The organism is Gallionella capsiferriformans ES-2 (assembly GCF_000145255.1).
GTDB lineage: Bacteria > Pseudomonadota > Gammaproteobacteria > Burkholderiales > Gallionellaceae > Gallionella > Gallionella capsiferriformans.
In genome coordinates, this window is record NC_014394.1 from 1497826 (window position 1) to 1523026 (window position 25201).

The following is a 25201-nucleotide window of genomic DNA, read 5'->3' on the forward strand; positions in this document are numbered from 1 at the left end:
TAGCTTTTCCCCCTGCATTATGCAGGGGAAATCAGTATCTCATCAGTGAACGATTTGAATGTTGGACGCTTGGCGTCCCTTTGGGCCCTGCGCCACATCAAAGCTGATTTTTTGTCCTTCTTTAAGCGACTTAAAACCGCTGATATTGATGGCAGAGAAATGCGCGAATAGATCGTCGCCACCATCATCAGGAGAAATAAAACCAAAACCCTTCTCGTCGTTAAACCATTTCACCGTACCTGTTGCCATTTGCAGCTCCTATTGCGATTAAAAAAATGAAAGTTACTACGACCTACGGACCTTGATGCTCCCCCCTCCACAGCCCCCCGGCAGCGGAAGGAGGCAAGGTATCGCTAAGCGATGCTGATATCGATAGAACGGCTCGCGATTTGCTTGGATTTAGGCAGCGTGAGATTCAGCATGCCGTTTTTAAATTCAGCGCTGATCGTACTGCCATCGGTATCCGGCGGCAGCCGAAAACTGCGTGAAAAACTGCCGTACGCGCGTTCTATACGATGGAACTTCTTGTTCGTTTCTTCTTTTTCCTGATGCCGTTCACCGGACAGCGTGAGCATGTCGCCATGAAGTGAGACTTTGACATCCTTTTTTTCAACCTCGGGAATTTCCGCCTTGATCAGGTAGGCGTTATCGGTTTCGCTGATATCGACGACCGGTTGCCAGTCGGCCAGCGTTAACTGTCCTTGTTCAGACGGTAATCTGCCGAATAGCGTATTGAGCCGGTTGCTGACGTCTTCGAGTTCTCTGAACGGATTCCATTTGACTAGATTCATTTCATTCTCCTAGTTTAGCTGCGTCGATAAAACAGTCGTCACGCCACAGGCAGTTTCCCTGATCGCAGACAGCGCGTGTGGCCGTTGCATAGCAGGAAAAATTGCCTTCGTTAGATTGGATGGATTTAATCAGCGCGCTCTTTGAACGCCTTGCGGTCGATAGGCCCTGTGCTTTTGCAAACGTGCGGATTTCTTCTAGTTTCATCGCATCCCCCCGGTGTTAATTTGCAGCGCATCAGGCAACGCGCTGCACATCGTTGTTGAATAGCTGAAGTTTGATCGGGCTCCCTTTCTCAGTCAGCGCCGCCAATTCTTTCTTGGTGATCGCAAGCTTCCCGCACAAGTTGGTATTGCAAGATTCGAGTAAATCGATACGCCGTGTTAGATGTAAGGTTTTAAGATCAACATTGCGTTCTAAGTAATAACGGTGTTCTTCAAGTTCCGACTGCATCTGTTTCATGCGTCGCATGACCTTCAAAACAAACAGTGTCGTATTTGTTCTTTTATATTTTTTCATCAAGCTGTCCCCCCGGATCAATTGCTGCTCCAACTGATATATGACTGTTTTGGCAGAGGGGATTATGCCCAGTGTCCCCCTCATCCACCATCGGGCGATGCTGATTTTGGCATCCGATGAACCTGAGAATGGGACAGAAAATCCCTATGGATAGGGTGGAATTTAACTAGGAGAGGGGGTAGAAGACAGGGGGTACGCGGCAAGCAGGTAAAAATTATGCAAACAACTTGTGCTCTAGGGCATAGTGAACCAGATCGGCCGTGCTGTGCAGCTTCATTTTCGTTATCAGATTCAGTTTGTGGGTGCTGACGGTTTTGTTGCTGATATTGAGGATATAGGCGATATCATTGACGCGTTTTCCCGCTACCAGCAGCGCAAAAATTTCCAGTTCCCGGCTAGACAGTATCGCGTGCGGCGCAGACTTGGGTGGCATTAAGGCATCGAATGCCATCTGTTCGGCCAGCGCCGGATCAATATAGTTTCGGCCAGCCGCGACCCTGCGTATCGCTTCGAGCAGGATTTCCGGATCGCTGTCCTTGGCGATAAAACCCGCTGCACCTGCTTTGATCGCACGGGAGGCAATTTGAGCTTCGTTGTGCATACTGAATATCAGTATCGGGAACGCCGGATATTGCGCCTTGATCTGCGTAATCAACGACATTCCTGTTACGCCCGGCATACTAAGATCGAGCAGCAGCACATCGAAGGTGACGCCGTCATCTAAGTGTTTCATCACTTCAATGGCATCAACAGCCTCCGCTTCGACTTGAATGTCTTGGGCCAGCGCCAGTATTTTTTTGATGCCTTCGCGCACGATGGCGTGATCGTCGGCAATTAACAGTCTAATCATTCTCTCTTCTCCGCGTATGGGTTTTAAATAAAGGAATATGAACGGATACAACGGTACCCAGTCCGGGTTGACTGTTGATTTCAACCTTGCCGCTGACCGCCAGCGCACGCTCCTTCATGCCCATCAGGCCAAAGGATTTTTTGGACGGCAGCAGGGTTTCATCAAACCCTGTGCCGTTGTCGGAAACGCGGAGAAAAATGAATTCATGGTTGCAATCTATCGTAATTTCCATACAGCTTGCGTTGGCATGACGCATGATGTTGGTCGTTGATTCTTGCAAAATCCGGAATAGTGTCAGCGTCAGCGCGTCTTCAATAACCGGCGGCTCTTTGATCACATGTAAAGTGCACTTGATGTTGCTGCGCGAGGTCAACTCATCCTGAAGCCAGATTGTCGCAGGCACAATCCCCATATCGAGCGCGGGTGGATGCAAATTACGGGTGACATCGCGTGCGCCCTGTATCGCCTTGTCAACCAGTGTCAGCATATCCTTAATTTTTGGCATCAAAAGTGGAATATGATTTGCGAACTGAATACGTAGCAGCGAGATATCCATACGCAATGCGGTCAGTAACTGGCCGAGCTCATCGTGCACTTCACGCGCGATATGTTTGAGTTCAGCTTCGCGCGAGGCGACCCCCTGCGCTGCCAGATCGCGCAGCAGTTGCTGGAATTCTTTCAGCTCAAGTTCACGCAATCTGGCCAGTGTGATATCTCTGACGGTGGCTTGCAAAAACAACTCATCGCCGAGTTTCATACGGGTCAACAAGACATCGGCGCTAAACAACGTGCCGTCCAGCCGCCGGTGTTGCCATTCAAAGCTGCACAGCCCCGATTCGAGCGCCTGCTGTATGTTGTCCAAGGCCTTCTCGCTTGACAGCGTGCCGTCCGGTTGGCATTCCGGCGAGACATCCCAGGGCCTTAGCGCAATAAAATCCGCCAGACGGTCAGCCGCAAACAGGGTCAGCGTTTGCGCATTGGCGCTGGTAAACTGATAAGCGGGCACGGACAGCGTCATCAAGGCATCGCGCGAATGGTCGAACAACAACTGATAGCGGCGCGCACTCATTTTCAGCTGGGCATCGGCCAGACGGCGCTGGGTGATATCGCGGAAGATGCCGACCAGATAGCGCTTGCCGCTCAACATCACCCGCGCCGATTTGATATCGACAAAAAAGATCGAACCATCCGAGCGTTTGACGGGAATATCGGTGCTGAGAAACTGCTCGCCCTGAATATGCAGGGCAAGTTGCTCGGCTACCCGTGAAAACCCCTCCGCGGGATGTATATCATGCACGTTCAGTCGGTCAATTTCCTGCCGAGTGTATCCGGTCATGGTGCAAAATGCCGGATTGGCGCTGGCGAACTGCAATGTTTCCGGATCCAGCAGCACGATGCCATCGAGTGCCCCGTCGACAATGGCGCGCATTTTCTCTTCCGATTCGCGCAGCCGCTTTTCCGCACGTTCGCGTTCGGTGATATCCATTGAAATACCCAGTAAATGGGTAGCTTGTCCGCATTCGTCGCGCAAGGCGATTTTCCACGTGTGCAGATAGCGTATTTCGCCCCCTGCGACGGTAATCTGCTCTTTGGCGATTTCCTTAACTTGATTGGAAGCTAACACCTCACGATCAGCCTCAATAAAGCCATCGGCCTGATCATGCGGCCAAAAATCACGATCTCCCAGACCTAACAGCGCGCTGCGCTCATAGCCCAGCAACGCTTCACCTGCGCGATTGAACAACTCGAAAGTCAAATCGCTGGCGCGTTTGACAAACACCATCACGGGAATATGTTCAACGATCGCTTCGAGCATCTGAGCCGAGCTGCGAAATTTTTCATTTGCAATCTTTAGATTGGACTCGATCAGTTTTTTTTGCGTAATGTCTGAGGAAACCCCCGTGGTGTTGATGACCTGCCCTGACGCGTCGCGGATTGCATAGCCGCGGTCACTGATCCAGCGCAATTCGCCATCGGGTCTGATGATGCGATATTCGATGTCGAAATTAACACCCAGGGCCAGATTGGCAATGGCACGGCCGACCCTCTCCCTGTCATCCGGATGCGCCATCTGGGTACAAAGTTCGGGTTGAGCATACAATTGCTCGCAGCGGACCCCCCAGATGCTTTCAAAGGCCGGACTGATGTACTGGATGGATTTACCATCCGGCGGCATCATCCAGAACACCTCATCGACGGCCTGTGCCATCTCGTGGAATCGCGCTTCGCTCATCCGCAATGCCGCCGCCGCTTCGATCTGTGCTGAGATGTCTTCCACGATAGACCAGATGTATTGCTGGCCATCCGCTCCTGTCATCAGCATGCCGTTCAATCGTATGGGAATCAGGCTGCCATCCTCGCGGATGTATTCCTTTTCATAAGGACCGTATCGTCCGGTGGATTGCAGGGACTCGAGCTGACAAGCCTCCTGTACCGCATAGCGTTCAGGCGTCAGTGCCCAGTAATCGAGCGCCATCAGCGCCTCTTTAGAATAGCCGGTGATATCTACAAAGGACTGATTAAATTAGATATACCGGCCCGTCATGTCCGTCAGCGCAATACCCAGCGGGCACAGCTCGAACAGCCCGTGTAATTTTTGCTCTTTCACCCGCAGCATCTGCTCCGCTAAACGTCGTTCTGTCACATCGGTCAGGGTGATCCGCACGGTTTTCTCAACGCCGTGAATAAAACGACTGTCCACCCCGGCGTAAAAGGTCGTGCCGTTTAGACGCTTGAAACTAAACTCATCGTGACACGCGCTGTCATGATTCATCATCTTTAAAAAACAACGGCACCAGCGTTCGTTGTCTTCCGCAGTAACAAATTGCGATAAACGCCGCCGCAGGATTTTTTTTCGTTCCATCCCAAGCAATAATGCGCCGGTATGATTGATTTCAATAATCATGCCTACTGCGTTAACTGTCAGGTAGGCGACCGGGGCAAAATCATACAAATCCAGATAGCGGTCACGCGATTCTTCAAGCTGAATCTGGTTCTGGCGCAGGGTTTCATTCTGCATTTCAAGTTCAATCTGATACACCTGTAATTCATGCAGCAAGGAATCAAGGGGTTGATCGGATTTAATCCCCTTAAGCTGCGCTTCCGCTTTATCGCGCAGATCTTGACCGCTCACGGTGTCTCCCTGCTTGCCGTGCGTAAACCGGATGGCTTTTCCTGCTCAAAAAAAATGACCCGGTTGCGTCCGGCCGCCTTGGCCTGATACATCGCCATATCAGCCCATTTTAAAATATCATCCGGCCGCGTTTCATGATTGATAAACAGCACCACGCCGATACTCGAACTGCAATGATATTCAAGTTCCAGTTTCTCGTGCGATTTGAGTTTGTAGGGCTCGGCCAGCGCGTAGCGGATTTTTTCGGCGATGTGGCGTGCCTGTGTGACTGAGGCCTCTTTTCCGGTATCGAGCTCATTGAGCAGCACCACGAATTCATCACCGCCAAAACGCGCCACGGTATCCATTTCCCGCAAACAGCGCGTAATACGACGCGCTACCTCGATCAGCAGTAAATCGCCGGTATCGTGACCGTATTGATCGTTGAGCGGTTTAAAATTATCCAGATCGATAAACATCAGCGCGCCAAAGCGCAGGCTGCGGCGACTGCCGGCCATGGCCTGATCCAGCCGGTCATTGAGCAGGCGGCGGTTAGGCAGTTGAGTGAGCGCATCGTAAAAAGCCAGCTTGCGAATTTCTTCCTCATTGCGAATACGGTCGGTGATATCGGTCATCACAACGCGCACTTCGGGCTCGCTGCCCGCCTTGTGCTGGCGCATACAATCCATGCGGGCAAAAAAAGTTGAACCGTTGTCATGCATCATCGCCAGATCACAGGCTTGCGGTTCACGAGAGCCCAACACCGTCATAAAATGGCGCAGCCAGCGGTCGTGATAGTCGGTCGAAACAAAAGGGGTCAGACGGCGGTAGCGCAATTTGCTGCGTTCCACCCCCAGCATACCGGCACCGGTCAGATTGATTTCTAGTATCAGCCCTGATTCGCTGAGGGTGAGATAACCTACCGGCGCGAAGTCATAAAAATCCATGTAGCGGTCACGCGACTTTTCCAGCTCAAACTGCGACTGACGCAAATTTTCATTTTGCATTTCAAGCTCGATTTGATGCACCTGAAGTTCGTGCAGCAAAGTTTCAAGTGGCATCTCAATGGCTGCAGGGGGCTTGCGTGCCAGCTTAGCTTCCGCGGCGCGCCGAAGTTGCTCAGCGTTGGGCTGATCGCTCATGCGACCTCCTCCATCGCCAGCAGGATCAACCCCCTCGTATTGTTGCCATCGGTGATGCTGCGGGCATTAAGCAACAATTTGCGCTGACCGATCAGGGGGAATTGATGCTCAACAACAAAATTCTCGATGACCTGATTGCCTGACACGAGCGTATCCAGCAGATTTCTCAGTTCAGGAATATCCCATTGATTATTACCCAGCAGATAAATCGAACTGCCGAGGGTAGCTTTTTCCGTGGTATGAAAAAATTGATAAAAAGAACGACTGGCCGACACGATGTTCAACTGGCTATCTAGCACCAGCAACGGTTCTCGGATGGTATTGACGATACCCTCCGCCATTTCACGTGCTTCGATAACGGCCTGTTCTACCTGTTTACGCTGCGTAATGTCGGTGAAAGTTAACACCACCCCGTCGATCACATTGTCCAGCGTACGGTAGGGCTGTATGCGCGCCAGATAACAGGCGCCGTTGTTCGTGGTCACTTCACGCTCGAAGGGCACCAGCGTATCCAGCACACTCTGGGCATCCGTCAGCAATTCGACATTCTGAATATTCGATTTAATGTCTGAGAGCGGACGGCCAACATCGGTGGATACCAGACGAAACAGCTTCATCGCATCGCGGGTGATGCGTTTGATATGCAACTGGTTATCCAGAAACAGCGTACCGATGTTGATGTTATCGAGCAGATTTTTCATGTCATTCTGCATCAGGGCCAGCAGCTCTATTTTCGACTGCAATTCGGCATTGACGGTGACCAGCTCTTCGTTGACCGACTGCAACTCCTCCTTAGAAGTTTCCAGCTCCTCGTTGGTTGACTGCAACTCCTCGTTGGTTGACTGTAACTCTTCGTTAGTCGATTTTAGTTCTTCATTTGACGATTGCTGCTGTTCGATCGTCCCTTGTAAATTTTCCTTGGTATATGCTAACTCTCGTTCCAGTTCGTGGACGCGTGCAAGTTCCAGCATGCCGGGTTGCGCCCCCTTGTGCCGTTTTCCCGCTAGGGGTGCAATATCCTGAAAACTAACCAGAAACAGCCTTTGCTCTCGATTAGGGCCGTGCATCTGGCGCACACTGAGATTCATGTGCTGCATTTCACCGTCTCTCTTGATCGACACTTCATGATTCAAAGTGAGTTGAGCGTGACTGACCGCTGCGCTGAGCGCATTGCGCAAGTGCATTTGCAATCCATCGCGTGCCATTTCGATGATATTCAATGTGGCCTGTCCGGGTGCGGGTCGCAAGTAGTGTCCGGTATCTCCGTGCACATACAGTATCGTGCCTTTCTCATCTGTCACCACAGACGCCGGCGCGTACGATTGCAACAGCATGCTGCGGGTCAGTTCAGAAAAATTAGTTTCGCGCGGTTTGATAATCATCTCTTCAGGTTCTTTGAAATTGGTATTGCGTGCCCAGACCAGTCCGCCGGACATCACGGCCGTGGTTGAAGACACGATGCCGCTCGCGCGATAAAATTTCCACTTGCGATTTAACGGGGCAAACAGTTCAGGATAATTGCCTATGCTCTCCGACGGGGACAGGAACAACACACCGCCCGGCTTTAAAGCATAGTGAAATGCAGGAATCAAACGATTTTGCACCTCCGTTTCCAGATAGATCATCAGGTTGCGGCAACTGAGCAGGTCTAGTCGTGTAAACGGCGGGTCTTTAATCACGTTCTGAATTGCGAATACCACCATTTCGCGGATCGATTTTTTAACCCGGAAGCCGGACTCCTCCTTGAGGAAAAATCGACGCAAGCGTTCTGCACTCACATCTTGCGCGATATTAAGCGGATACAAACCCGTGCGTGCCACGGCAATCGCATCGTCGTCCAGATCGGTCGCAAACAAAAGCACTTTGAACACCTGGTGCGAATTTTCCATATATTCGCTGAGCAGCATCGCGATGGAATAGGCTTCCTCACCGGTTGCACAACCGGCAACCCAGATACGAAGTACATAATCATCCGGCTTATCGACCAGCAACTGCGGCAGTACCTCATTTTGCAGCACATCAAACGCCTCTGCATCGCGGAAAAAACTGGTGACGTTGATCAGGAGTTCCTTAAATAGTTTGCCCGTCTCTTCAGGATGTTCCTTCAAATAGCGTCCGTACACTTCAAGGCTGTCGATGTCATGCATACTCATACGCCGTTCGATGCGTCGTCCTATGGTACTTTTTTTATACTGGGAGAAATCATGGCCGGTGACGCTGCGCAACTGCATCAGGATGCGGTTTAATTCACCTGTTCTCGCAACAGGTTCGACTACCGTGCCGATACTGATGCCTTTGATCAGCGCTGCCGGCATGCTCTCAACCGTCAGTACACGGCTGGCGAAACCTGACTTAATTGCACTCTGCGGCATACCGTCGTATTTCGCAGACGCCGGTTCCTGTACCAGTGAAACGCCGCCCGCCCCCAGAATGGCGCGTAGGCCCAGCGTTCCATCCGTGCCGGTACCGGACAATATGATGCCGACCGCCCGAGCGCCCATATCATCGGCCAGCGAGCGGAAAAAAGTATCAATGGGCAAACGCTGTGCGTGCGGCTGAACCGGCACGGACAACTGCAAGATACCATGAAAAATGGCCAGATCCCGGTTGGGAGGAATCACGTAAACCGTATTGGGTTCAACTTGAGTCTGATCTTCAATTTCAACGACCCGCATGGAGGTGGTGCGCTGCAAAATTTCCGTGAGGATGCTCGCGTGTCCCGGATATAAATGCGATATGACGACGAACGTCATACCGCTGTCCGGCGGCATATGGTGAAAGAACACCTCGAACGCTTCCAGTCCACCCGCTGACGCCCCCATACCTACAACATTAAAGGGGATGATCGGACTCACCGGAACAGGTGGTTCAATTGGATCAGCGTCCACGCAATATCCTTAATAAAAATTTGAGTAATATCGCAAGATACAACCGTTGTTGCCCTGTGTCCATCGGACAATCCCCATTCTCAATTGAGATAATCCGACCCCGCCATTAAAATGACGGCAGATGTCGCGCCGGTTTAAAGTCCACTCAATTCTCTGATGTGCGCGGTAACGCTGCGTCCTAGCGCACTCAAGGAATAGCCGCCTTCAAGTACCGAGACGATGCGCTGTGCGGCGTGTTGCTCTGCGAGCGTTTTTAACTGCCCGGTAACCCATGCGTAATCGGCTTCGCGCAGTGCCAGTCCGCCCATATCGTCTTCCCGGTGTGCGTCAAATCCTGCCGAAATAATAAGCAGTTGCGGCGAAAAGGCGGCGAGCGCCGGCAGCCAGTGTTGCGTAACCGCAGCTTGAAAATCAACGCCCGAACTGCCCGCTGCGAGCGGCACGTTGATGATGTGCGAATTACTGCTGTCCGCACCGCAATAGGGATAATAGGGGTGACGAAACGTCGAGCACAGCATCACGCGCGGCTCGTTGCGAAAAATAGCTTCTGTCCCGTCGCCGTGATGCACATCGAAGTCAACGATCGCCACGCGTTGCAGCCCATGCTGTTCGAGCGCATGGGCTGCCGCGATGGCGACATTGTTGAAGATGCAAAATCCTGCGGCACTCGCGGGTCCCGCATGATGGCCGGGCGGGCGAATATTGCAAAAGGCATTTTCTGCCTGTCCGCTCATCACAAGGTCAACCGCGCGCACCGCTGCACCCGCAGCATGCAGTGCCGCATCCAGTGTATAGGGATTCATCAGCGTATCGCCGTCGAGCTCAACGCGGCCCGTTTCGGGTGCGCGTTCAAATACGCTGTCGACGTAACTTGCCTGGTGCACCCGCAACAACTGCTCGCGGGTCACTTTGGGGGCATCAAAATGCGCCAGATAGTGAAACAAGCCTGACGCGATCAACTGATCCTCAATGGCGTGGATGCGTGCAGGACACTCCGGATGTTCGGCTCCCATGTCGTGTTTCAAGCAGACCGGATGCGTCAAATAGGCAGTTTGCATAATAAAAATAGCGAAGTTAAAAACACACTAAAAATATTCTCACGCAGAGAATGCGGAGAAAAAACCTTTAAATAACAATTTAACACATTAGGGTTGTGATCTAATTCATTAAATTTAAAGTGTTTTTTCTCTTTAGCTTTGAATCATCCTGTTTTTACAGTACCTTCCTTACCGCCTTGATGCTGTCATCGTCTTCGCTGGTGCAGACATCAAAGCCCATTCTGTCCATCAGATGCAACATGTCGGTGTTGTTTTTGAGCACTTCGCCTTCAATGACCTTCAAGCCCTTGGCTTTGGCCGACTCCATCAGGGTTGTCATCAGGCGCTGACCTAATCCTTTGCCGTGCATATTATCCGCGATCGCCAGCGCAAATTCGCAACTCTCGCCATCGGGATTGATTGCGAAGCGCGCGACCCCCAGCTCCACTTCCTTACCCTGTATCTCGGTCACCGCAATCAGCGCCATTTCGCGGCTGTAGTCGATCTGCGTGAAACGCACCAGCATCGCCTGACTGAGTTCCTGCACGCTGTTCATGAAACGGAAGAAACGCGATTGCTCGGAGAGGTTGCGGACGAACTCCTGCACCAGCTCTGCATCTTCGGGGCGAATCGGGCGGATGGTGATGTCCATGCCGTCCGCCAACTGCCAGTGGTTGACCAGGTGAGTCGGGTACGGATAAATGGCCATATGCGAATAACGATCCGCACTCGGTTGCTTAAATTCGACCACCACGCGCGCATCGGCTGCCAGTACACCGTGCTCGTCCAGAATCAACGGATTGATGTCCATTTCGGTCAGCATCGGCAACTCGCACACCATCTCGGAGACGCGCAGCAGCACCGATTCGAGCGCTTCCATGTTCACAGGCGGCATATGACGGAAGGCGCCCAGCAAACGCGACACATTGGTGCGATTAATTAAATCGCGCGCTAAGAAGGAATTTAAAGGCGGCAGCGTCACTTGTGCATCGCCCATCACCTCGACCATCGTACCTCCTGCGCCGAAGGTAATCACAGGACCGAACACCGGGTCGCAGATGACGCCGACCATCAGTTCGCGACCATTAGCCTTGACGATCATCGGTTGAATCGAAATGCCGTCCATATGCGCGCCGGGACGGTTTTTCTTGATATTCTCAGTGATCTCGTGATACGCCGCCCGCACCGCCTGCGCGTTGCCCAGATTGAGCTTGACGCCGCCGGCATCGCTTTTATGCGTGATGTCACGGGAATTGACCTTCATTGCGACCGGGAAACCCAGTTGTTGTGCGATCAGCAAAGCCTCATTCGGCGAACGGGCAACCATGGTTTGAGCGACCGGAATATGGAACGCGGCCAGCACGGCCTTGGATTCCATCTCGCTTAATACCTTACGCTTATCCATCAGCGCGCCTTCAATCACCATGCGCGCGCCCTCGACGTCCGGTGCGACATGGTGTGACAAAGGCTCTGGCATCTGCATCAGCAGCTTCTGGTTGCTGTAGTAATCGGACAGGTAGGAGAACACTTCGACCGCAGGCTCAGGGGTGCGGAAGTTAGGTTTTTTCGAGTGGGCGAACAACTTGCGCGATTCGGCCACCTGTGTCTCGCCCATCCAGCAGGTCAAGAGCGGCTTGCTGTATTTATTGGCCAGTTCAATCACGACCTGGGCCGCTTCCAACGGTTTGGTCATCGCCTGCGGCGTCAGGATGGTCAGCACGCCATCGACATTGGGATCTTCCAGGCAGGCGGCCACCGCATGCTGATAACGATCGGCCTGCGCATCGCCTATGATATCCACTGGATTGCCGTGCGACCAGTTAGGCGGCAGCACTTCATTGAGGCGCGTGATCGTCGTGTCCGACAAGTTAGCCATGACGAGTCCTAAATCGGATGCGCGATCGGTCGCCATGACACCCGGCCCTCCGCCATTCGTGACGATCGCTAAGCGGTTGCCGGACGGATGAAAGCCGCAGGATAGCGCTTTAGCTGCTGAAAATAGTTGCGTGACGGTCTCAACCCGCACTACACCGGCACGGCGCACGGCGGCGTCAAACGCATCGTCAGAACCCACCAGCGATGCGGTATGTGACATCGCGGCTTTCGAACCTGCCTCGTGGCGACCGACCTTGATCAGAATCACAGGTTTGACCCGCGCCGCGGCACGCAACGAACTCATGAAACGGCGCGACTCCCTGATTCCTTCGATGTACAGCAAAATGCTCTGAGTATTCGAATCGGACACCAGATAGTCCAGCGTCTCGCCAAAATCGACGTCGGCAGATGAACCCATCGATACGACGCTGGAAAAACCGACATCGTTGATCTGCGCCCAGTCTAAAATCGCGGTACATAACGCGCCCGACTGAGAGACTAAGGCCAGATTGCCGGCATTCGCCCCGCCGTTGTTGAACGTCGCATTCAGGCCAATCGATGGCCGCATGACGCCAAGACAATTAGGGCCGATTAAGCGTATCCCGTAGCGCGCTGCATTGACCAGCACCTGACGCTCCAGTTCCTGTCCTTCCGCGCCGATTTCGCCAAAGCCTGCGGTGATAATCACTGCCGCTTTAACCCCGTGCTTTCCGCACTCTTCGATGATGTCCGGCACTGTTTTCGGCGGGGTTGCGATCACCACCAGTTCAACCTCAGCTTCGATCTCGCTGATCGCAGCATACGCTTTGCAACCCTGTACTTCTGCAACGCGCGAATTAATCGGATAGAGCCCGCCCTTAAAGCCCCCCTCAAGCATATTGTGAAAGACGATTTGTCCGACGGAGTCGACCCGATCGCTGGCGCCGAATACAGCTACGGAACTAGGTGAGAAAAGTGATGTAAGATAGTGTTTTGACATGATATTTAAATTTTTATAAATTGAATTCTGGAATTAGGAACCGGGAAGTGTGCACGGTCGTAGAGGACATTTTATGGTAGACATATTACAAACTGATTAGCCAGTTGCATGAATGGCTTAATTATCCTCGCAGCGCAGCGATACTTCCATCTTTTTTTGCCTGCCTGTCAGCCCTTTTGCATATACCGTTCAAGATGACTGATAAAGGCACGCGTCTTGGCCGGCAAATAGCGGCGCATCGGCATTACCGCCCATGCGGGAACGGTCGGCAACGACCAGTCAGGCAGCACCTGTACCAGGCGCCCTTGCTGTAAATCCGCCCGGGCAAAGCTGCAAGGCAAGGCGGCGATCCCTGCGCCATCCAACAGCAATTGCTGAATCATGTCAGGTGAGTTGAGCGTCAGCCGTCCGGGCGGTATGGCCTCCCATAACGTTTTATCTGACTGTAAATTCCACGGCACGGCATTGCCCCGGTCGGATAGCAGGCGCACCGCCGTATGTTGCGCCAGTTCATCGGGGTGGTTGGGTGCCGGATGCAGCGCAAGATAGATCGGACTCGCATACAGCGCAAAATGCTGTTCGTCGATTTTTCTGGCCACCAGCGTCGCATCATCCGTCAGATCTCCCATGCGTATCGCCAGATCGTAGCGCTCGCCAATCAGATCGACGCGCCTTGAGGACAAATCAAGATCGAGTTGAATCTCGGCATAGGCGTCGATAAAAGTGGCAATCGCGCGCGAAAAATGATGCCGCGCATAATCACCCGGCATCGAGACCCGCAAACGACCATGCGGCTGTGCATCCTGACTGCGGACAAAATCCTGTACAGCAGCAACCTCATCGCTCACCCGCCGGCAGTGATCGAGAAACTCAAGTCCAAACTCAGTGAGGGTTAAACGACGCGTAGTGCGGATGAGCAGGCGCTGACCTAAGGCCGCCTCCATATTGGCCAGACGGCGCGAAACGGTTGCCTTAGGCATAACAAGGTGTTCTGCCGCACGAACCATGCTGTGAAATTCAGCGATAGTAGCGAACAGAATATAGTCATCAGCGGAGAGTTGTTTCATTTACGGGATAGTCTATCCCGAATTAACGGCTTTATCTATCGTTTTGCTTACCCTATCATGCGATGACTATCAAACAGAGGCCATCATGAATACCCTAACATCGCGCAGCGTAGAACAAGTCATCGAAGGCGTATTAACCTCGGACGGCGCAGGCGTCAAACTCACCCGCGTGCTGACCGGGAAACTCCAGCGGCGTCTCGATCCCTTTTTGATGCTGGACGCCTTCGGCAGCGACATCCCGGGCGACTATATTGCAGGATTTCCCGATCACCCGCATCGCGGCTTCGAAACCGTGACCTATATGTTGTCAGGTCGCATGCGTCACCGTGACAGTGCAGGTCATCAAGGCTTGCTGGAAAACGGCGGCGTGCAGTGGATGAATGCCGGGCGCGGCGTGATTCATTCGGAAATGCCCGAGCAGGAAGACGGTGTCATGGAAGGCTTCCAGTTATGGCTCAACCTGCCCGCTGGTCAAAAAATGGCTGCCCCCTGGTATCAGGACTATGCCAGTCATCAAATTCCTGAATATCAGACCGCTGAGGGCGTGACGGTGCGCGTGATTGCAGGGCTTAGCGGCACCACACAGGGGCTTATCAGTCGGGAAGTCACCGAGCCCTTGTATCTGGATATCCATTTGCCGGCAGGTGCCCGTTTTGAGGCGGAGATTCCGGTTACGCACAACGCGTTTGTCTATGTCTACCGGGGGGCTGCGAGCGTCAATGATACCGAAATCAAAGCGCAGCGGATGGGGATATTGAACAATAGCGGTCAGGGCGTGGCGCTGGATGCGGCAAGCGATACGCGCCTGATACTGATTGCCGGCAAACCGTTGAATGAACCCATCGTGCAATACGGGCCGTTCGTGATGAACACGCAGGAAGAAATTCATCAGGCGCTGGATGACTTTCGCTCCGGCCGTTTTGCCTGAATGCGCTATGGGAACGAATATCATGACGACACGCTATACCCCCACCGCAATGGTGCTGCACTGGCTGATGGCGCTACTGCTGACGGGAACGTTTGTGCTGGGGCTTTATATGAGCGACTTGAAATTATCGCCTACTAAGTTGCAGCTCTACAGTTACCATAAATGGATAGGCATCACGCTGCTGGCACTGGCGGTATTTCGTGTGCTCTGGCGGCTCACCCACAGGCCGCCTGCAATTGTCTTGCCGCGCTGGCAGCAACGCGCAAGTAGCAGCGTCCACGGTATGCTGTATGTGCTGTTCATCGCCATCCCGCTCACCGGCTGGCTGATGAGTTCGGCCAAGGGTTTTCAGACCGTGCTGTTCGGCGTTTTGCCGCTGCCGGATTTGGTCGGCAAAGATAAGTCGCTGGGGGTGCTGTTCACCTCGGTACACGAAAACCTCAATTATCTGCTGCTGGTGCTGGTACTGCTGCACGTGGCGGCCGCCTTAAAACATCAATTGATCGACCGCGACGGCCTCATGGCCCGCATGTTACCCGGAGGGATTGCAAAATGAAGCTCGCTAAATTTTCCGTAATCGGCCTGCTGCTCAGTGTCAGCACGGCACAGGCCGTCGAATACAATCAAGTGGTACCCGCCCAAAGTGCCCTGAGCTTTGGCTACCGGCAGATGGGCGTTGCTATGGAGGGGAAATTTACCAAGTTTTCCGCACAACTCGCGTTTGATCCGGCCAAATTGACGAGCGCCCGCGCCAGCATTGATGTGAATCTGGCCAGCATAGACACGGGTTCCACTGACGCGGATGAGGAAGTTGCCGGCAAAAAATGGTTCAATGCCAAAACGTATCCGCTGGCCAGTTTTGTCTCCAGCGGCGTCAAATCTATCGGTGGAAATCGCTATCAGGCCACGGGAAAACTCACCATTAAAGGTAAAACGCTGGATGTGACAGCGCCTCTCACCTTTGATGGTCGCGCCTTCGACGGCAGTTTCACCCTTAAACGCTTAGCCTATGGCATCGGTACCGACGAATGGGCCGATTTAGGCACCGTCGCCGACGAGATTCAGATCAAATTTCACTTAGTTGTTTTAGCCTCACCTGCAAAAAAGTAAGCCCAACTCATCCAACTTAAAAGGAAATACATCATGAAAAAACTGATCGCATTGACCCTCGCAACTACTTTCGCCACAGCTGCCTACGCCGCACCTGAAACCTATGTGCTGGAGCAAAACCACACTAAGCCGCGCTTCGAATACAGTCACATGGGCTACTCGACCCAGCAAAGCCGCTTTGACACCGTGACCGGAAAAATCATCATCGATCGCGCCGCTCACACAGGTTCAGTCGATGTCACGATCGATGCCAAATCGGTCAATACCGGCTCGACACCGTTCAATGCCCACATTCAGGGTGAAGATTTTTTCAACACTGAAAAATATCCGACCATTACCTACCAGTCTGATAAGTTCAAGTTTGACGGCGACAAACTGGTCAGCATCGAGGGCAATCTGACCATCAAGGGCGTGACTAAACCTGTCACCCTGACGGTGACGGCGCTCAAGTGTATGCCCCACCCGATGATGAAAAAGGATGCCTGCGGTGCGGATGCAACCGCGCACATCAAGCGCTCTGATTTCAACATGGGCAAATATGCCCCGTTGGTTGGTGATGAGGTCACACTGACAATTCCGGTCGAATCGATCAAACAGTAATTTTTGCATCATCCCCTCCGCCTCGCGGAGGGTTAACTTTTTTGGAGCAAACAATGACAACCACCCTATTCACCCCGATCACGCTGGGACCGCTGCAACTGCCCAATCGCATCGCGATGGCGCCGATGACGCGCTGCCGTGCCATCGGCTCGGTACCGAATGCGCTGATGGAAGCGTATTACCGCAATCGTGCGGATGCCGGACTTCTCATTAGCGAAGGAATTTCACCCTCAGTCAACGGTTTGGGTTACGCGCGTCAACCCGGCCTGTTCAACGCTGAACAAATTTCAGGCTGGCAGCGCGTCAATCAGGGCGTACATCAGGCGGGCGGCCACATTTTCGTTCAGCTGATGCACACCGGTCGCGTCAGCCATCCGGCCAACATGCAGTCCGGCAGTAAAATACTCGCACCCTCAGCGCTCGCCGCCCCCGGTGAAATGTGGACCGATAGCAGCGGCATGCAGCCCTACCCTGTCCCGTCTGCCATGACGGAAGCTGAAATCGAACAGACGATTGCAGAGTATGTGCAGGGCGCAAAAAATGCGCGTGAAGCGGGCTTCGATGGCGTAGAAATTCATGCGGCCAACGGCTATATGATCGACCAGTTTTTAAATACGGCAACCAATCAGCGTACCGATAACTGGGGGGGCAGCATCGCAAACCGCATCCGTTTCGCCGTCGAAATCGCCAAAGGCACGGCAGCCGCCATTGGCGCGGATCGCGTCGGCATGCGCATCTCACCCTACGGCGTATTCAACGGCACAGCCCCCGATGCTGAGATGGATGCGATGTATCTTGCGCTGATTGAAGAATTGAACCGAATCGGTCTGGTGTACATCCACATCGTCGATCACAGCGCGATGGGCGCGCCGGAAGTGAGTCCGTCTTTAAAAGCGGCGATACGCGCAAACTTTAAGGGACGCTATATCTTGTCTGGCGGCTACGATCTGGCGCGTGCGAACAGCGATCTTGATGCGGGACGCGGCGATCTGGTGGCCTTCGGTCGTCCGTTCATCTCGAACCCGGATCTGGTTGGAAAACTGCGCAGCGGTGCTGAGCTGACCGCAGCTGATTTTTCCACGTTCTACACACCGGGCGAAAAGGGCTATTCAGACTACTGATCACCCGCATCACCCGCCCCGGTACAGACCGGGGCGGGCCCCCGTTACCCCGCCAGTTGCACTCAAAAAAGATCAAGGAAATTTTCAGGCAAGTTAAAATGCCTGAATCATTTTATCCGGCAGCCCAGACGCTGAATAAGCTACCTACGCCAGCTCGCGGTATTTGCCAATTTTTATAAGGAGTTTCGCAATTGAAAACCGTTGTCATTCTTGATGTAATGCAGCATAGCGGCGTGACCTTCGGTACCAGCGGTGCGCGCGGTCTGGTCAGTGCGATGACAGATGAGGTTTGCGCAGCCTACGCGGCGGCTTTCCTCAACGTGATCAGGCCGTCATTCAAGGTGACGCGCATTGCGCTTGGCATGGATCTGCGCCCCAGCAGTCCGCGCATCGTGGCCGCCTGTGCCGCAGCACTCAAAGAACAGGGCGTTCAGGTTGATTTTTGCGGCGCGCTGCCCACACCGGCCCTCGCCCTTTATGCGCAGAACGAAGGCATTGCTGCTATCGTCGTAACCGGCAGTCACATTCCTTTTGATCGCAACGGCATCAAATTCTACCGGCCCGACGGCGAAATCACCAAGGCGGATGAACTGGCCATTAGCGAAGCGGTGGTGCAAATCGGCCAAGTGAGCGGTGATTTACCGGCGGTGAATCCCGCTGCACTCAACCAGTTCGTGCAGCGCTATCTCGACTTTTTCCCTAAAGACGCTTTCAAGGGGCTGCGTCTTGGCGTCTATGAACATTCGAGCGTTGCACGCGATGTGTTGCGTACCATACTGGAGGGCTTAGGCGCCGAGGTTACCTCGCTAGGACGGACCGAGCAATTCGTGCCGATCGACACCGAGGCTGTGGCGGAGATCGATATTCAGCGCGGCAAAGACTGGTCTCAACAATATCATTTCGATGCCATCATTTCGACCGACGGCGACGGCGACCGTCCGCTGATCTCGGATGAAACCGGAAACTGGCTGCGCGGCGATATCGTGGGGCTGATCTGCGCCCGTTATCTGAAGGCCAACAAGGTCGTAGTACCTGTCAGTTGCAACACCGCGATCGAGTTGTGCGGCGAATTTGCAACGGTGCTGCGCACAAAAATTGGTTCACCTTATGTGATCGCAGGGATGCAGCAGGTTGCAAGCGGTGAAGCCGATGCGATCGTAGGTTTCGAAGCCAACGGCGGATTTTTAGTCGGCTCCCGTTTTTCGCGTGACGGGAGCTATCTGGCGCCGCTACCGACTCGGGATTCGATTTTGCCCGCACTGACTGTGCTGGCTGCAGCAGGCAGTGGCCGCGTATCCGATTTAATGCAGGGTCTGCCGGCGCGTTTTACCGCCAGTGACAGGCTGCAGGAATTCCCGGTAGCAAGTAGCCGCCAGTTGATTGAGACACTCACCAGCGATCCTGAAGCGCTGCTGCGCTATCTTGCACCCGAGGATGCACAGCCCGTCGATTGCGACACCACGGACGGATTGCGCATACGCTTTAACAACGGCGAGATCGTGCACCTGCGCCCCTCAGGCAATGCACCTGAATTGCGCTGCTACTGTGAAGCCGGGAGTGAAGCGCGTGCGATGCAACTTGTGCAGCGGGTACTAGGCAAAATCAAAGGATAATCAGCGGGCAGCTACCCGCTTTAACAGGTCAACATCCGGTAGCTGGCATCGAGTCGTGCGGCAAATTTTTCGCTTTGTACCGCGTGAAAATGCACCATGGTAACCGTCCAGTCGCGACGGTCAAAACCGGTTAATTCGTCAAAGACCAGTGTATTGCCGGCTATCGCAGCATCAAGGGGCAACACGACGCCCATATTATCCAGTTTTATAGCAGACGGCGTCAGGCGCAAAGCTTGTTCCGGATTGCACAGCACAGCCTCAAAATCATCGGAATACTTCCTCAGGTCGAGCGAGCGCGCCGTGTCCTCCATGTCCTCCATCAATGCCGCTAATTGGGCTTGGAGCCCTGCGCGTTGATCATGCTCCGCGACACGCAACTTCGCAACCAGCAAATCCCTTTCTTGTCGCTGGACCTGAATTTTCTGTTTGCGCACCGACACGCGTTTTTCAACCCGGGCCAGCAAGCTATCCAAAAAAGTCCATGCCATTTTTTTGCGTGACAAGGCCTCACTAGAGGCCGGATTTTCCAGCGTGTGACTGCTGAAATACACAAATTTTTGCATCACATCCTGCTGTAATAACTGGCCGGACAACTCCATTCCCAGCCCGATTTTTTCCATGCGCCGCATGCCCAGTAACGCATACACGTCACGACCCGAATAATCATTGTGAAAATAGTCCTGCATGGCGCGGCTACTTTTGAGTGCTTCAGCGAGGTAATCAAGCGAGGGGAAAATGGCATGCACGTAAGCGTCCATCGCATATGCATCGGGATTGAGGGTGACCGGACCTGAGACTTTCGAGGCCAGTTCCTGTGCATATTGCAGCGCATTGACTACCGGGATGCGAAAGTCCCCCGGATAGCCTGACGTTTGCCTGAGCAGCGGTTCGACCTTGTCTACCGCATAGTCAATGACGGCCAGCAGCTCAGGACTATCCTTTTTATGAGAAAAGCCAAACACCCTCCGCCTCCTCCCTCGCCGCCACCATTACTTCATGGAAAATTACTGTTTGCCGTACATTTTACGCCCGCGAATACGCGCACGGTGAGCCGAACGCTGCTCGGCCTCCGTTAACGCACGCGGCTTCTTGCCCTCGAACGGATTTTTACTGGAATTAAACTGGATCTTTAACGGTGTGCCTTCCAGCTTGAAAATTTCGGCAAAAGAGCGCTCCAGATAACGTGCATAGCTGGCAGGAATATTGTCCAGACCGCTGCCGTGAATCACGATCAGCGGCGGATTGCTGCCGCCTTGATGGGCGTAACGCATCTTGGGCAGGAAGCGCCCGACCTTAGGCGGCGCTTGCTTTTCGGTCGCGCCAAGCAGCGCACGAGTCAGCTTAGGCGTAGACATCTTCGACATCGCCGCTGCATACGCGTCATCCGCAGATTTCAACACGTTGCTGATACCGTTGCCGTTCAGCGCAGAAATGTAGTGGCGCTTAGCAAAGCCTAAGAAATGCAATTTACGCTCGATATCGCTCTTGACCATCTCACGCTGGTGATTATCCAGACCATCCCATTTATTGACCGCCAGCACCAGTGCGCGCCCTGCCTGCAAGACGAAATCGGCCACATGCGCATCCTGTTCGGTGATCTGATCACGCGCATCGACGACCAGCACGACTACATTGGCGTCTTCGATTGCCTGCATTGTCTTGATTACACTGAACTTTTCAATCGCTTCTTCGACCTTGCCACGGCGACGCACACCGGCCGTGTCGATGATGGTGTACTGCTTGCCATCGCGCTCGAAGTCGATATAAATACTGTCGCGGGTCGTGCCAGGCTGGTCGAACGCAATCACGCGCTGCTCGCCCAGAATGGCATTCACCAGGGTGGATTTACCCACGTTGGGGCGTCCCACAATCGCCAGTTTAGGCGGCTTATCCTCGACAACCGCATCCTCTTCAACGATTTCTTCAGGGAAGTTTTCCAGTGCGATTTCAATGACTTCGACGACATTGTCGCCATGTGCAGAGGAAATCGGATACGGCTCTCCCAAGCCAAGTTCAAAAAACTCGGCGGTCACGCGCGCGCGCGCCATGCCCTCAGCCTTGTTAACCAGCAACAGAATTGGTTTGCCGGTTTTGCGCAACTGGGTCGCGATAATCAGATCCTGTGGCGTGCATCCGGCGCGTCCGTCGACCAGAAACAACACCACATCGGCTTCATCGACGGCCTGACGACTCTGCCTTGCCATCTCAAACATGATGCCGTCTTTGGCAACGGGCTCAAGACCGCCGGTGTCGACCACCAGATAAGGGCGTTCACCGACACGACCGCGGCCATAATGGCGATCACGGGTCAGCCCCGGTTGATCGGCGACCAGTGCATCGCGACTGCGGGTGAGACGATTGAACAAAGTGGACTTACCCACATTCGGACGACCAACTAATACAAGTGTGGGTAACATTTTTTATTGATAATTAATAATGAATAATTGATAACGGTTATCTAGTGTATAGATAACGAATAGATTCCGCCGCTGCGAGTTTGGACCAGAAAACCGCTATCCATTTCAACCGGAGGCGTTTGAATCGGGCTGCCATCGAGTTTGATGCGTGCTGCAAAACGGCCGTCTTCACGGCTCAGGGCATGCAGCACCCCCTGATAATCACCGACGATGACATACTGATCCTGAGCGCAGGGGGTCGAGGTGTCCCTGAGCTGTAACTGATCGTTCTTCCAGACGGTACTGCCGCTGTCTTTATCAAGCGCCATGACGCCGCCTGTAGAATCGCTCAGATAAAGCTGTTTGCGCAGAATTGACAATCCCTTATCGCTGCTGATCTCACGATTCCACAGCGGATTCCCTTGCACGGCTTCATAGCAGGCCAGACGCCCCTGAAAGGCGATCGCGCACACTTGCGCATCGCTTACGACGGGATTGCTGGTGATATCGCTGATGCGCTCCAGTTCCGTGTTACCGCGCGGTTGCGAAACGCTATTTTCCCAAAGCAGAGAGCCGTCCGAAATTTTAATCGCAACAAGCTTGCCGCCGGCAAAACCCGCGTAGGCAATGCCGCGACGCAGTGTGACGCTGGCATGGCTTCTGACTACCAGCGCGGGTGTGCTGCGCTCATACACCCACAGACGGTGACCGTCGGCAACACTCAATCCCGCAATGTGGCCATCGCCGCTGCGAACGATGACGACGCCCTCACTCGCCTGCGGCACGCCTAACACTTCACTTGACACCGTCTGCTTCCAGCGCAGTTTTCCATCTTCGCCAAAGGCATGCAGCTCGCCCTTGTCACTGCCGATCAGCACCAGCCCCTCGCCCGCGCCGACCCCGGCGGATACTTGAATTTTGCTCTCTATGCTCCAGACCTGACGGCCGGTATCGCGCTGTAAACGGGTCAGCGTCCCCTTGCCGGAGACGCCGTATACGGCATCGGCGGTTAGCGCTGCATGTAACGGATTTTGCCCGGGATCGCCGACACTTGCATGCCAGCGTTCGGTAAATTTGGCTGATTCGTTGAAAGCGACCAAGGCTGCAGGTTCATCCACACCGTGCGTTTTACCCATCCAGCCCTTGACCGTATCGACCGTACCGCATCCGCCCAAAGCCAGCAGTATTAACAGCGGTAGTTTTTTCATTTTGCATCCCCTGCCGCATCGAGCTTCATTTGTACCAAGTTGCGATAGGCGCTTTTCTCGTCCAGCTTGTCATAGGCGAGCTTATAAGCTTGTTTGGCATCGCCAGGCTTGCCTTGCGCGGTCAGCACATCCCCTTTTAAATCGGCATAAAGTGCATCGAATGAGGCTGCATGCTTCGCTTCGAGCAATTTGAGTGCGCCGGCGTAGTTCTTTTCATCGAGCAATAGCGACGCCATGCGCAGACTGGCAACGCTTTTTAGGCCGTCTTCAGACGCATGTTCAATCACCCATTGCAGTTGCGTCTTGGCACGCAGCGGCTCTTTACCTGATTCATTGACCTGCGCTGCAATTAGGGCCGCGCGCGCAGCATAGGGTGTACTGGCATATTTATCCATCACCGCAGCGGCCGCATCATTGACACGCTTAACGTCATTGCTGGCCAATTGTTCAGTGAATTGCTGATACAACGTTGCCGCCTCTGTCGTTTGCTTGTTCTGGTAATAATGATAGCCGCGCACGCCTGCCATCGCGAGGGTCGCAATCAGCACAATGCCGACTATCCAGTTGCCGTTGTCTTTCCACCAAGATTTGAGCGTATCGAGCTGTTCCTGTTCCTGCAAATCCAAAGCTGCCATGTTTTACTCCTGCTTGATAAGTTTGTTAATGGTGGTGGCTAAATTTTGTACGCTCACCCGCTCCTGCGCACCGCCCTGCATGGGTTTGACACTCACCTCATTCGATTGCGCTTCATCGTCGCCTATCACCACGGCAACGCATGCACCACTGGCATCCGCCTTTTTCATTTGCGACTTGAAGCTTCCTCCGCCGCAATGCATCACAACGCGTAGTCCGTAATCGCGCAATTGTTCCGCTACGCTACTGGCTAATCTCGCAGCCAACTCGCCCTGATGCACGACATACACATCAACTTGCGGTTTGGGCAACGCCATACCCGCTTCCTGCAATAACACCAGTAGGCGCTCGATGCCCATCGCAAAACCCATCGCAGGTGCAGGCTTACCGCCGATTTGTTCGACTAAACCATCGTAACGGCCACCGGCGCAAATCGTGCCCTGCGCGCCTAGTCGCGTCGTCACCCATTCGAACACAGTGCGATTGTAATAGTCGAGCCCGCGCACCAGGCGAGGGTTGATCTCAAAAGCAACGCCGTGCTGCGTCAAAATCGCCTGCACGGCCGCAAAGTGGCTAAGCGCCGCCTCATCGAGTTCATCCATCAAGCGAGGCGCAGCCTCGATCAATTCCTGCATCGCAGGATTTTTACTGTCCAGTATGCGCAACGGATTGCTGTGCAGACGGCGCACAGCTTCCGCGTCCATCAATTCCTTGTTCTGTTCAAAATAGGCAATCAATTTGGCGCGATGGCGCTGACGCGATTCGACATCGCCCAGCGTATTCAGTTGCAGCGTCACATCGGTCAGCCCCAGCTTCTTCCAAAGTCTCGCGCACATCAAAATCTGCTCGGCATCGATATCGGGTCCCGCAAAACCCAGCGCTTCCACGCCTACCTGATGGAACTGACGATAACGCCCCTTTTGCGGGCGTTCGTGACGGAACATCGGCCCGCTGTAATATAAACGCTGCGGCGCGTTATACAGCAAATTGTGCTGCAAGACCGCACGTACACAGGACGCAGTGCCTTCAGGACGCAGCGTGAGTTGATCGCCATTCAGGCTATCTTCGAAACTGTACATCTCTTTTTCGACGATATCGGTGACCTCGCCGATCGCACGACAGAAAAGTGACGTGGGTTCAACCAGCGGCATGCGGATATTGCGATAACCGTAACTTGCCAGCCAATCGCGCACCACGCCTTCAAACCACAACCAGAGTTCGGCCTCATCGGGCAGAATGTCGTTCATGCCGCGTACGGCTTGTAATGTTTCGTTGCTCATGTTCAATCCTGGCGAGTAGGCAATAGTAAGTAGGAAGTGGGAAAACCCGACTTA

At 53.7% G+C, this 25201-nt stretch carries 23 protein-coding genes and 1 pseudogene; 6 read left to right on the forward strand and 18 right to left on the reverse strand.

What is annotated here, in order from left to right; translation table 11 throughout:
- Positions 1 to 42: 42 nt before the first annotated feature.
- The 13 genes and pseudogenes from GALF_RS06875 to GALF_RS06930 all read right to left on the reverse strand — a co-directional run bounded on the left by GALF_RS06875 (position 43) and on the right by GALF_RS06930 (position 14258).
- Positions 43 to 249, reverse strand: coding sequence for a cold-shock protein (locus tag GALF_RS06875; protein ID WP_013293336.1), 207 nt, complete (start codon positions 247 to 249; stop codon positions 43 to 45).
- A gap of 104 nt (positions 250 to 353) precedes the next feature.
- Positions 354 to 791: an Hsp20/alpha crystallin family protein gene (locus GALF_RS06880; RefSeq protein ID WP_013293337.1), complete on the reverse strand. Its 438-nt coding sequence runs from the start codon at positions 789 to 791 to the stop codon at positions 354 to 356.
- A gap of 1 nt (position 792) precedes the next feature.
- Positions 793 to 996, reverse strand: coding sequence for a hypothetical protein (locus GALF_RS06885; RefSeq protein ID WP_013293338.1), 204 nt, complete (start codon positions 994 to 996; stop codon positions 793 to 795).
- Positions 997 to 1026: 30 nt separating this feature from the next.
- Positions 1027 to 1308, reverse strand: coding sequence for a hypothetical protein (locus GALF_RS06890; protein WP_041938008.1), 282 nt, complete (start codon positions 1306 to 1308; stop codon positions 1027 to 1029).
- Positions 1309 to 1522: 214 nt separating this feature from the next.
- Positions 1523 to 2158, reverse strand: coding sequence for a response regulator (locus tag GALF_RS06895; protein WP_013293340.1), 636 nt, complete (start codon positions 2156 to 2158; stop codon positions 1523 to 1525).
- Positions 2151 to 4391 (reverse strand): PAS domain S-box protein, encoded by a 2241-nt coding sequence (locus GALF_RS06900; protein ID WP_263053281.1) that lies wholly within the window; start codon positions 4389 to 4391, stop codon positions 2151 to 2153. The genes GALF_RS06895 and GALF_RS06900 overlap by 8 nt, the downstream gene beginning before the upstream one ends.
- A gap of 15 nt (positions 4392 to 4406) precedes the next feature.
- Positions 4407 to 4670, reverse strand: a pseudogene (locus GALF_RS16020) (PAS domain S-box protein); the annotation flags it as partial.
- A 12-nt stretch (positions 4671 to 4682) separates the two neighbouring features.
- Positions 4683 to 5291, reverse strand: coding sequence for a PAS domain-containing protein (locus tag GALF_RS06905; RefSeq protein WP_013293342.1), 609 nt, complete (start codon positions 5289 to 5291; stop codon positions 4683 to 4685).
- On the reverse strand, positions 5288 to 6412 hold the full coding sequence (locus GALF_RS06910; RefSeq protein WP_013293343.1) for a sensor domain-containing diguanylate cyclase: 1125 nt from the start codon (positions 6410 to 6412) through the stop codon (positions 5288 to 5290). Before GALF_RS06910 ends, GALF_RS06905 begins: the two co-directional genes overlap by 4 nt.
- Positions 6409 to 9300: a chemotaxis protein CheB gene (locus tag GALF_RS06915; RefSeq protein WP_013293344.1), complete on the reverse strand. Its 2892-nt coding sequence runs from the start codon at positions 9298 to 9300 to the stop codon at positions 6409 to 6411. Before GALF_RS06915 ends, GALF_RS06910 begins: the two co-directional genes overlap by 4 nt.
- A gap of 134 nt (positions 9301 to 9434) precedes the next feature.
- Complete coding sequence (locus GALF_RS06920) at positions 9435 to 10358, reverse strand: histone deacetylase family protein (protein ID WP_013293345.1); 924 nt, start codon at positions 10356 to 10358, stop codon at positions 9435 to 9437.
- Between the two features lie 154 nt (positions 10359 to 10512).
- Positions 10513 to 13191, reverse strand: a complete 2679-nt coding sequence (locus tag GALF_RS06925; protein ID WP_013293346.1) for a bifunctional acetate--CoA ligase family protein/GNAT family N-acetyltransferase — start codon at positions 13189 to 13191, stop codon at positions 10513 to 10515.
- 167 nt (positions 13192 to 13358) lie between these two features.
- Positions 13359 to 14258, reverse strand: a complete 900-nt coding sequence (locus tag GALF_RS06930) for a LysR family transcriptional regulator (protein ID WP_013293347.1) — start codon at positions 14256 to 14258, stop codon at positions 13359 to 13361.
- A gap of 85 nt (positions 14259 to 14343) precedes the next feature.
- Between GALF_RS06930 and GALF_RS06935 the strand changes: the two genes are divergently transcribed.
- From GALF_RS06935 to GALF_RS06960, 6 genes are all read left to right on the forward strand, one after another.
- Positions 14344 to 15186, forward strand: a complete 843-nt coding sequence (locus GALF_RS06935; RefSeq protein WP_013293348.1) for a pirin family protein — start codon at positions 14344 to 14346, stop codon at positions 15184 to 15186.
- 7 nt (positions 15187 to 15193) lie between these two features.
- The gene (locus GALF_RS06940) at positions 15194 to 15742 is read left to right on the forward strand and encodes a cytochrome b (protein WP_223293741.1); all 549 of its coding nucleotides are present in this window, start codon (positions 15194 to 15196) and stop codon (positions 15740 to 15742) included.
- Entirely contained in the window at positions 15739 to 16296 is a 558-nt protein-coding gene (locus GALF_RS06945) for a YceI family protein (protein WP_013293350.1), read from the forward strand. The genes GALF_RS06940 and GALF_RS06945 overlap by 4 nt, the downstream gene beginning before the upstream one ends.
- A 33-nt stretch (positions 16297 to 16329) precedes the next feature.
- Positions 16330 to 16896 carry a YceI family protein gene (locus GALF_RS06950; RefSeq protein ID WP_013293351.1) on the forward strand — a complete coding sequence of 189 codons (567 nt, stop codon included), beginning with the start codon at positions 16330 to 16332 and terminating at the stop codon, positions 16894 to 16896.
- A 53-nt stretch (positions 16897 to 16949) separates the two neighbouring features.
- A complete protein-coding gene (locus GALF_RS06955; protein ID WP_013293352.1) occupies positions 16950 to 18017 on the forward strand; it encodes an alkene reductase in 1068 nt (355 codons plus the stop codon).
- 191 nt (positions 18018 to 18208) lie between these two features.
- Positions 18209 to 19630 (forward strand): phosphomannomutase, encoded by a 1422-nt coding sequence (locus GALF_RS06960; protein ID WP_013293353.1) that lies wholly within the window; start codon positions 18209 to 18211, stop codon positions 19628 to 19630.
- Between the two features lie 20 nt (positions 19631 to 19650).
- Here the strand turns inward: GALF_RS06960 and GALF_RS06965 are convergent, their stop codons facing one another.
- The 5 genes from GALF_RS06965 to hisS are packed head-to-tail and all read right to left on the reverse strand — an operon-like array spanning position 19651 to position 25147.
- Positions 19651 to 20592 (reverse strand): hypothetical protein, encoded by a 942-nt coding sequence (locus GALF_RS06965; RefSeq protein WP_013293354.1) that lies wholly within the window; start codon positions 20590 to 20592, stop codon positions 19651 to 19653.
- Positions 20593 to 20634: 42 nt separating this feature from the next.
- Entirely contained in the window at positions 20635 to 22047 is a 1413-nt protein-coding gene (der, locus tag GALF_RS06970; RefSeq protein ID WP_013293355.1) for a ribosome biogenesis GTPase Der, read from the reverse strand.
- Positions 22048 to 22088: 41 nt separating this feature from the next.
- The gene (bamB, locus tag GALF_RS06975) at positions 22089 to 23234 is read right to left on the reverse strand and encodes an outer membrane protein assembly factor BamB (RefSeq protein WP_013293356.1); all 1146 of its coding nucleotides are present in this window, start codon (positions 23232 to 23234) and stop codon (positions 22089 to 22091) included.
- Entirely contained in the window at positions 23231 to 23869 is a 639-nt protein-coding gene (locus GALF_RS06980; RefSeq protein ID WP_013293357.1) for a tetratricopeptide repeat protein, read from the reverse strand. Before GALF_RS06980 ends, bamB begins: the two co-directional genes overlap by 4 nt.
- 3 nt (positions 23870 to 23872) lie before the next feature.
- Entirely contained in the window at positions 23873 to 25147 is a 1275-nt protein-coding gene (gene hisS, locus GALF_RS06985; RefSeq protein WP_013293358.1) for a histidine--tRNA ligase, read from the reverse strand.
- Positions 25148 to 25201: the final 54 nt, after the last annotated feature.

What these genes read in the sequence shown, in the direction of transcription:
- GALF_RS06950 (WP_013293351.1), top strand. Translation starts at nt 16,330, where the DNA reads ATGAAAAAACTGATCGCATTGACCCTCGCAACTACTTTCGCCACAGCT.
- GALF_RS06890 (WP_041938008.1), bottom strand. Translation starts at nt 1,308, where the DNA reads ATGAAAAAATATAAAAGAACAAATACGACACTGTTTGTTTTGAAGGTC.
- GALF_RS06885 (WP_013293338.1), bottom strand. Translation starts at nt 996, where the DNA reads ATGAAACTAGAAGAAATCCGCACGTTTGCAAAAGCACAGGGCCTATCG.
- hisS (WP_013293358.1), bottom strand. Translation starts at nt 25,147, where the DNA reads ATGAGCAACGAAACATTACAAGCCGTACGCGGCATGAACGACATTCTG.
- GALF_RS06875 (WP_013293336.1), bottom strand. Translation starts at nt 249, where the DNA reads ATGGCAACAGGTACGGTGAAATGGTTTAACGACGAGAAGGGTTTTGGT.
- GALF_RS06900 (WP_263053281.1), bottom strand. Translation starts at nt 4,391, where the DNA reads ATGAGCGAAGCGCGATTCCACGAGATGGCACAGGCCGTCGATGAGGTG.
- GALF_RS06920 (WP_013293345.1), bottom strand. Translation starts at nt 10,358, where the DNA reads ATGCAAACTGCCTATTTGACGCATCCGGTCTGCTTGAAACACGACATG.
- GALF_RS06895 (WP_013293340.1), bottom strand. Translation starts at nt 2,158, where the DNA reads ATGATTAGACTGTTAATTGCCGACGATCACGCCATCGTGCGCGAAGGC.
- GALF_RS06935 (WP_013293348.1), top strand. Translation starts at nt 14,344, where the DNA reads ATGAATACCCTAACATCGCGCAGCGTAGAACAAGTCATCGAAGGCGTA.
- GALF_RS06940 (WP_223293741.1), top strand. Translation starts at nt 15,194, where the DNA reads ATGGGAACGAATATCATGACGACACGCTATACCCCCACCGCAATGGTG.
- GALF_RS06910 (WP_013293343.1), bottom strand. Translation starts at nt 6,412, where the DNA reads ATGAGCGATCAGCCCAACGCTGAGCAACTTCGGCGCGCCGCGGAAGCT.
- GALF_RS06945 (WP_013293350.1), top strand. Translation starts at nt 15,739, where the DNA reads ATGAAGCTCGCTAAATTTTCCGTAATCGGCCTGCTGCTCAGTGTCAGC.
- GALF_RS06925 (WP_013293346.1), bottom strand. Translation starts at nt 13,191, where the DNA reads ATGTCAAAACACTATCTTACATCACTTTTCTCACCTAGTTCCGTAGCT.
- bamB (WP_013293356.1), bottom strand. Translation starts at nt 23,234, where the DNA reads ATGAAAAAACTACCGCTGTTAATACTGCTGGCTTTGGGCGGATGCGGT.
- GALF_RS06980 (WP_013293357.1), bottom strand. Translation starts at nt 23,869, where the DNA reads ATGGCAGCTTTGGATTTGCAGGAACAGGAACAGCTCGATACGCTCAAA.
- GALF_RS06930 (WP_013293347.1), bottom strand. Translation starts at nt 14,258, where the DNA reads ATGAAACAACTCTCCGCTGATGACTATATTCTGTTCGCTACTATCGCT.
- GALF_RS06880 (WP_013293337.1), bottom strand. Translation starts at nt 791, where the DNA reads ATGAATCTAGTCAAATGGAATCCGTTCAGAGAACTCGAAGACGTCAGC.
- der (WP_013293355.1), bottom strand. Translation starts at nt 22,047, where the DNA reads ATGTTACCCACACTTGTATTAGTTGGTCGTCCGAATGTGGGTAAGTCC.
- GALF_RS06955 (WP_013293352.1), top strand. Translation starts at nt 16,950, where the DNA reads ATGACAACCACCCTATTCACCCCGATCACGCTGGGACCGCTGCAACTG.